The sequence below is a fragment of the Nitrosomonas oligotropha genome (genome assembly GCF_009833085.1).
GTDB classification, from domain to species: domain Bacteria; phylum Pseudomonadota; class Gammaproteobacteria; order Burkholderiales; family Nitrosomonadaceae; genus Nitrosomonas; species Nitrosomonas oligotropha.
The window spans coordinates 1-7,372 of record NZ_QRBZ01000057.1 but is presented as its reverse complement, the minus strand read 5'-3'; the positions used below and the strand labels follow the sequence as shown (position 1 = coordinate 7,372).

The window sequence follows — 7,372 nt, the reverse complement described above, 5'->3', positions numbered from 1 at the left end:
TCCAACAAGGTCAATCGGGTACGTTTGTGTATGTTCATCTACAGTATTCTCCTGAATACTGTAAACAACGCTAGAAATTCTTACACTTTATTTCATTGGGTTGTCCGAAAGCGCTGGTGGACTCCGAACAAATCCTGACCCAGCTGCGCGCCGAAGGTTATGAGATTTCACCGTCGTATAACGATGCCGATCTGGTGGTTGTGAATACTTGCGGGTTTATCGATAGCGCCGTGGAAGAATCACTGGATGCCATCGGCGAAGCGTTGGCCGAGAACGGTAAAGTTATTGTAACGGGCTGCTTGGGCGCTAAAGAGGGCGGCGATGTCGTCAAGAAAGCACATCCGCAAGTGTTGGCGGTCACCGGGCCGCACGCGTTGCCGGAAGTGATGTCGGCCATTCATACTCATTTACCGCAACCGCATGACCCTTATACCAGCTTGATACCGCCACAGGGAATCCGGTTGACGCCACGGCATTATGCGTATGTAAAAATATCGGAAGGCTGCAACCATCGTTGCACGTTTTGTATCATTCCTTCGATGCGCGGCGATTTGGTCAGCCGCCCGATCCATGAAGTGATGCAGGAAGCCGAACATCTGGTGAATGCCGGAGTTAAAGAGTTATTGATCATCTCCCAGGACACCAGTGCGTATGGTGTTGACGTCAAGTACCGCAGCGGTTTCTGGCAGGGCCGGCCGGTTAAAACGCGACTGACCGAATTGGCGCAAGCATTGGGTACATTGGGTGTTTGGGTGCGTTTGCACTATGTTTATCCATATCCGCATGTCGATGAAGTCATTCCATTGATGGCGCAAGGCAGTATCTTGCCTTATCTGGACGTGCCGCTGCAGCATGCCAGTCCGCGCATTTTAAAAGCGATGAAACGCCCGGCCAATGCCGAGAACAATTTGGCAAGAATTCAGCAATGGCGTCAAGTGTGTCCGGAAATCACATTACGCAGCACGTTCATCGTCGGTTTTCCGGGAGAGACCGAAGCCGAATTTGAAGAATTATTGGCTTTTCTGCAAGAAGCGCAATTGGATCGCGTCGGGTGTTTCGCTTATTCCGCAGTGGAAGGCGCTGCGGCCAATCAGTTGCCGGATGCCGTGCCGGAAGAAATTAAGGAAGACCGCCGCAGACGCTTTATGGAATTACAGGAAGAAATTAGCCGTCAACGTCTGGCCGCAAAAGTCGGGCGGGAAATGACCGTGATGGTGGATGAATTGATCGATGGCCAAGTCATTGCGCGCAGCAGCGCCGATGCGCCGGAAATTGACGGGCTGGTGTATGTGGATCAGGCCGGTGACGTGCAACCGGGCGATTTTATCGCAGTTGAAATAACCGATTCCGATGCGCATGATCTGTTTGCCGTCGCATCGGATTGATTGCGGTTTGTGTCAATAAAACGACGGTAACGACATTCCCATCCACAGCATGACCAGAATAATCATGGCAATCCCGATGCCGATGATGCCGATGATCATGCCAATCAATATGGTTACACCATCTTTGTTGAGCAATCCCAGAGACATCACCAATATTCCCCAGCCCGGCGAGAAATTGATCAGCGGTATGGGCAATGCAATCGCCAAAGCAAAAACAAACGAAAAGAAACCGATAATCCTTTCCCAGGTGGGCACACTGATATAAGTAATGCGCGGCTGCATGCGATGCTCGATTTTCTTCAACCAGGGATTTGCCTTGGTCAGGATTCTCTCGAGCGTGGCGCGTTTGATGTGTTTCCCTTCCAGCCAGACCGGCAACCAAGGAGCTCGCATGCCCAGAATCATTTGCGTCGAGAATATGAATAACGGAATTGAAAAAACCGTGGTATAACCGGGCGGGACGGGAATCGGAAGACAGATCGGCACCGCGGCGATCGCCATCAAAATGCCGAATCCGCGCTCATGTAAAGCAGACTTGATTTCGCCGACGGATATCAGCTCGTTTTTATTTTCAACGACGGCAATAGCCAGGAATTCAGAAGTAGGGCGCTCTTTTTCTTTGACTGTCATAAGTGACTCCCGCTGTCAGATTGTTACCCATAGTATCGGGTAAACAATAAATAGACTAATACTCTGCATTAGAAAGCCAAGTTAGCAAAAGATTCTGTGGTGTAATCGCAACAATATCTCCGGATTGACGCATTGGATCACTCGTAGCGCAAGGCATCGACCGGTTTAAGTGAGGCGGCTTTCTTGGCCGGATAAAAGCCAAAAAATATTCCGACTGCCGAAGAAAATAAGAAAGCCAATCCCACCATGCCGATCGTGATCACGATCAACATATCGGCAACCCGGCTGACCACCCATGCGCCGCCAATACCCACTACCAAACCGATCACACCGCCCATGATGCAGATCATCATCGCTTCGAGCAGAAACTGTGTCAGAATCGCGCGCTGATTCGCGCCGATGGCCATGCGGATGCCGATTTCCCGCGTGCGCTCGGTGACCGATACCAGCATGATATTCATGATGCCGATGCCGCCGACCAATAAGGAAACCGACGCAATAGCGCCCAATACGATGGACATCACTTTGGCGGCATCGGTTGCGACATCGGCAATCGCGGTCAGGTTGCGGACAGTGAAATCGTTTTCCTTGCCTTTGGCGATGCGGTGGCGCTGGCGCAGCAATTGCGTGATTTCAATTTCGGCGATGTCCATATCGCCCGCCGATTTTCCTTGCACCATCATGTAGCGGATCGAGCCGGGAAATTGATTGCCGGTGATTTGCCGCTCGCTGGTGGTAATGGGAATTAAAACGTTGTCATCCTGATCGCGTCCGGTCAGGCTTTGCCCTTTGGCCATCAGCACACCCACGACCAGGAAGGGCCGATTGGTAATGCGGATGGTTTTGCCAACCGGATCTTCGTCGCCAAATAAGTTCTTAGCGGTGACGGATCCCAGAACCACCACACGCGCCGCCGAACGCAGATCGGATTCGGTAAAAATCGCGCCGGATTCGATTTTCCAGTTGCCCACCGAGAAATAATTGGGCGTGGTGCCGGTGATGATGGTGCTCCAGTTCTTCGCCGCATAATTAAGCTGTACGGTGCCGGTCGTAACCGGCGCAGTTGCGCTGATGGACGGTAATTCGGCCACCGCATACGCATCGTTGATGGTCAGGGTTCTGACGCTGCCGCTGCCAAAGCTGAATCCGCCGGATGATGTGGCGCCGGGCACGACGAGAAACAAATTACTGCCCATCGCCGCGATGGTTTCATTGATCTTGGTGCGAGCACCCTGGCCAATGGATAACATCAGAACCACGGCGGCAACACCGATGATCATACCGAGCATGGTCAGGCCGGTGCGCAGGCGGTTTTGCCGCAGGGCGCGTAGCGCTTCGCCGATAATCGTGAAGAGATTCATTGTGTGATTAGAGAATTACCGTCAGCGGCTTGATTGAGGGCGGTTTCGCTCGCCTCATTGCGCTTATCCACAATGATATGCCCATCTTTCAAGCGAATGAGGCGTTTCGCATAAGTCGCGATATCGTCTTCATGCGTAACCAAGACAATGGTGATGCCTTGATCGCGATTCAGTTGCTCAAACAAAAGCATGATTTCACGGCTGGTTTGGGTATCCAGATTACCGGTAGGTTCATCGGCCAGTATCAGCGGCGGCTCATTGATTAAAGCGCGGCTGATGGCAACCCGCTGCTGCTGACCACCGGAGAGCTGGTTCGGTTGATGCATGGCAAAGCTTTCCAAACCGGTGCGGCGCAGCAGTTCCAATGCACGCTTACGGCTTTGGGAGCGGCCGATACCGGCGTAAAGCAGCGGTGTCGCGACATTATCCAGCGCCGTCATGCGTTTGAGCAAATTAAAACCCTGAAATACGAAGCCGATGCTTTGATTACGGATATGCGCCAACTCATCGCCGGACATTGCCGCCACATTTTTTCCCGCCAGCCAATACGATCCGCTGGTCGGTGTATCGAGACAGCCCAGGATATTCATCAGTGTCGATTTACCGGAACCGGAGTGCCCCATGATGGCGACAAACTCACCTGGGTTGATCGTCAGGTTGATACTGAACAGCACTTGATTGGTAATGGTTTCACCATTGGCGCCTTGCAGGTTATAGCTCTTGCAAAGATCCTCGATTTGAATCAACGGATTGGCGTTATGAACGGCTTGCATCGAGGCCATCAGAATACTCTGAGCTTAAATTTACTTTCCGATTCTTTCTTATCGACCACTTCGCTGATAATCACTTTATCGCCCGCTTTAATATCACCGTCGATGATTTCGGTGAAATTACCGTCGGAAATTCCAGTCGTGACATTGACCGGTGTTGATTGATCTTGCGCGAGAAGATACAGCGTCGGCCGATTACCCGGCCGGGTTGCTTTACTGCCTTCGTTGGATTCCAGATCCTTGGGTTGATAGCGCAATGCCGCATTCGGTACGCGCAATACATCATTTTTCTGCATGACAATGAAATTAATGTTGGCCGTCATGCCGGGCAGTAACGCACCATCGTCGTTATCGACCATGGCGACCACGTTATACGTGACGACGTTTTCCTGAATGGTGGGATTGAGCCGGATTTGTTTGACTTTACCGACAAATTTACGCTGTTGAAACGCATCGACGGTGAAGTTAATGAGTTGATCGATATGCAATTGGCCGATGTCGGCTTCCGCAACGCTGATATTCACCTGCATTTGCCGCAGATCTTTGGCGATTTGAAACAACGTCGGTGTCTGGAAATTTGCTGCCACGGTTTGCCCGATATCGACATCCCGGGCGATCACCACGCCGGAAATGGGCGAGCGGATCACGCTGTAATTCAGGTTGGCCTGATCGCGGTCGACTTGCGCTTTGCTGATGGCAACTTGGGCGCGTGCGGCTTCCGCTTCTTGTTCGGCGATTTCCAGCGCTTCCGGTGAAATGAATTCCTTTTCTTTCAACAAGCGCTGGCGCTTCAATTTGCTGTCAGCGATTTTTGCCGCGGTTTGCGCGCTGAACAAATTGGCCTTGGATTGCTGCAATTGCGCGCGTAGCAATGCAGGATCGAGCTCGGCTAGCACTTGGCCTATTTCCACGTGATCGTTATAGTCCGCGTGTAATTTGGCCACCGTGCCTGAAACCTGCGTGCCAACGTTGACTAGAACGACCGGTGTTAGCGTGCCATTGGCGGAAATGGTTTGCACAATGTCGCCACGTTCAACAACCCGGGTTTTATATTGGCCGGTCTTCGATTCTTTTTTGCCGCCGCTGTACCAATACGCGGCCGCGACAGTAATCACGATGATGGCGAAGAGAATTTTCCGGGTGCTGAGAGTGCGCATGCCACGATACTTTTAATAATGATCAAAGGGATTCAATGATAGCGTTATTGCAGGCTGAAAAACTGTTCCTTGCATTTATTTTTCTTTTTCTTCTTCGGCTATCAAGGTTCTGACCTGTTTAAGGCGCGCCTCGATACTGGAGAGCTGGTAAAAATTGCCATTGTCGTTCTGCAACGCAGTTTGTAATTGGTCCGCCGCAGCCACATAGTGGCCTTTGAGAAAATATGCTTCCGCCAATGCGCGGTGCTCGAGCATTTTATCACCTGACAACGCATAACACTGCGCTTGCAGGCTGTAGAGCTTCGGGTCGGTTTGTATCAATTGCAGTTGTTTGCCGATAAACTCCAGCGCCGTGCCGATTTGTTTGTTTTTGATGAGCGCATCGGCGTAGCCGTGAATCAGCGCGCGGTATTGCGGATAAACCTTCAGCGCGGTGGTATAGGTGTTGTACGCCTCGGCGGTTTTGCCATTGGCCAGTTTCACACTGGCCGACAGTGTTTCTATCATGGCGCCGGCAATAATGTACTTTTGCTCGACACGCACGGTTTTTCCCAGCGGATGATCGGTCAAAGCGGCGGATTGGGAATTGCCATGCAGCAACTCGTATAAATGCGTCAGCTCGCTGTCTGCTTGCTTATGTTTTTTATGGCGCAGCAACGCATGAATATAACCGAAGCGTTCAACCGCCTCATTGGTGTAGCGTTTCTCATCCAAACGGGTTTTAAACTGCACCACCGCATCGTGCGGTTTCCCTTGGTACGCACGCAGCTTAGCCCGTACTAGCAAGAAATCCATGCTATCGGGGGCTTGACGGTACGGCATTTCGCGTGTGCGGTTCTGAATATCCGCGATCCGTTCGTACGTGATCGGGTGGGTGCGCAGATACGAGGGCGCGCCGTTTTCATGAAACCGTCCGGATTTTTGCAAGCGTTCGAAGAAAGTCGTCATGCCCTGCGGATCGAATCCTGCATCCAACAAGATACTTAAACCGATCCGGTCGGCTTCCTTTTCATGCTTGCGGGTAAAATCCAGTTTTGATTGAATCATGCTGGCCTGCGAAGCCACCAGCACAGCCTGGCTTGCTTGCGGGTTATTTGCGCGGGAAGCCAGAATCGCCACGGCCAGCGCCGCTATCGATTTCACCAGATCGTATTTCTGCGAAGCGATCATGCGCGCCAAATGTTTCTGCGTCACATGCGCAATTTCATGCGACATCACCGCAGCCAGCTCGGATTCACTTTGCGCCGCGACGATCAATCCGCTATTGAACCCCATGAATCCGCCCGGTAACGCAAACGCATTAATCGACGGATTTTCCACCGCAAAGAATTCAAACGACTGATCCGCATCGGCTTCGTCGGAATTGGCGATCAGCCTGTGGCCGAGATTGCTGAGATAACTGGCAATTTCCGGATCATCCATATAGCTCGGATCGGCGCGAATCTGCCGCATGATTTTCAACCCGATCTGCCGCTCCTGATACGGCGTCACAGTCACTTGCGACACATCGCCGAGATTAGGTAACTCATGCGCAAAAGTGTTCGCCGGGAATAGCAGGGATAATGCGATGATCGAACAGATTAATTTCATGGTTAAAGCGAGCAGAAAATTTTTACCGGAGCCGGTGATTTTCGCATTGGATTGATTGGTTATGCTTTGGTTTCTTTTTCATTGATTGTGAAAGACATCCAAGCGGAAAGTGTTGCCAATTCCAGTCTGTGCGGGGTTTAATGATACGCCAAGGATTCTTTTCTGAGCAATGTGGTTAATGATATCTGAAGTGGCCCCCAAAAACTGTAAAAGCAGTTAAGCTCTGACATTGTGCTAGAAGGAGCGATGAGATGAGTAAGAAACGCAAATCAACAACTGGAAGCAACAATTAATTGAACAAGCAGCAGAAGTATTTTCCAAAGATCAAAGTGCTGGAAAGGCAGAAACAAGCACTATGGATGATTTGCATCGCGTCATCGGGCAATTGACGGTAGAACGCGATTTTTTGGCCAGAAAGCTCAATCATTAAGTCTTGCACAGCGCAAGAGGACTGCAGACATGATGAAGATTCTGGGGAT

The 7,372-nt window shown here is 51.2% G+C and carries 7 protein-coding genes; 1 reads left to right on the top strand and 6 read right to left on the bottom strand.

Features of this window, described 5'->3' with window-relative positions; translation table 11 throughout:
* The first annotated feature begins 89 nt into the window (after positions 1-89).
* Entirely contained in the window at positions 90-1,385 is a 1,296-nt protein-coding gene (rimO, locus tag ABD07_RS14235) for a 30S ribosomal protein S12 methylthiotransferase RimO (protein ID WP_160818841.1), read from the top strand.
* A gap of 12 nt (positions 1,386-1,397) precedes the next feature.
* Here rimO and ABD07_RS14230 read toward each other — a convergent pair whose 3' ends face one another.
* From ABD07_RS14230 to ABD07_RS14820, 6 genes are all read right to left on the bottom strand, one after another.
* Positions 1,398-2,015 (bottom strand): exopolysaccharide biosynthesis protein, encoded by a 618-nt coding sequence (locus ABD07_RS14230; RefSeq protein ID WP_108697101.1) that lies wholly within the window; start codon positions 2,013-2,015, stop codon positions 1,398-1,400.
* A gap of 137 nt (positions 2,016-2,152) precedes the next feature.
* Positions 2,153-3,376 carry an ABC transporter permease gene (locus tag ABD07_RS14225; RefSeq protein WP_160818839.1) on the bottom strand — a complete coding sequence of 408 codons (1,224 nt, stop codon included), beginning with the start codon at positions 3,374-3,376 and terminating at the stop codon, positions 2,153-2,155.
* Positions 3,373-4,158 carry an ABC transporter ATP-binding protein gene (locus ABD07_RS14220; RefSeq protein ID WP_275689507.1) on the bottom strand — a complete coding sequence of 262 codons (786 nt, stop codon included), beginning with the start codon at positions 4,156-4,158 and terminating at the stop codon, positions 3,373-3,375. Before ABD07_RS14220 ends, ABD07_RS14225 begins: the two co-directional genes overlap by 4 nt.
* Positions 4,158-5,303: an efflux RND transporter periplasmic adaptor subunit gene (locus tag ABD07_RS14215; protein ID WP_160818838.1), complete on the bottom strand. Its 1,146-nt coding sequence runs from the start codon at positions 5,301-5,303 to the stop codon at positions 4,158-4,160. Before ABD07_RS14215 ends, ABD07_RS14220 begins: the two co-directional genes overlap by 1 nt.
* A gap of 75 nt (positions 5,304-5,378) precedes the next feature.
* A complete protein-coding gene (locus ABD07_RS14210; RefSeq protein WP_160818837.1) occupies positions 5,379-6,893 on the bottom strand; it encodes a M48 family metalloprotease in 1,515 nt (504 codons plus the stop codon).
* Between the two features lie 289 nt (positions 6,894-7,182).
* A partial coding sequence (locus ABD07_RS14820) for a hypothetical protein (RefSeq protein ID WP_205010703.1) occupies positions 7,183-7,372 on the bottom strand: 190 nt, incomplete at its 5' end.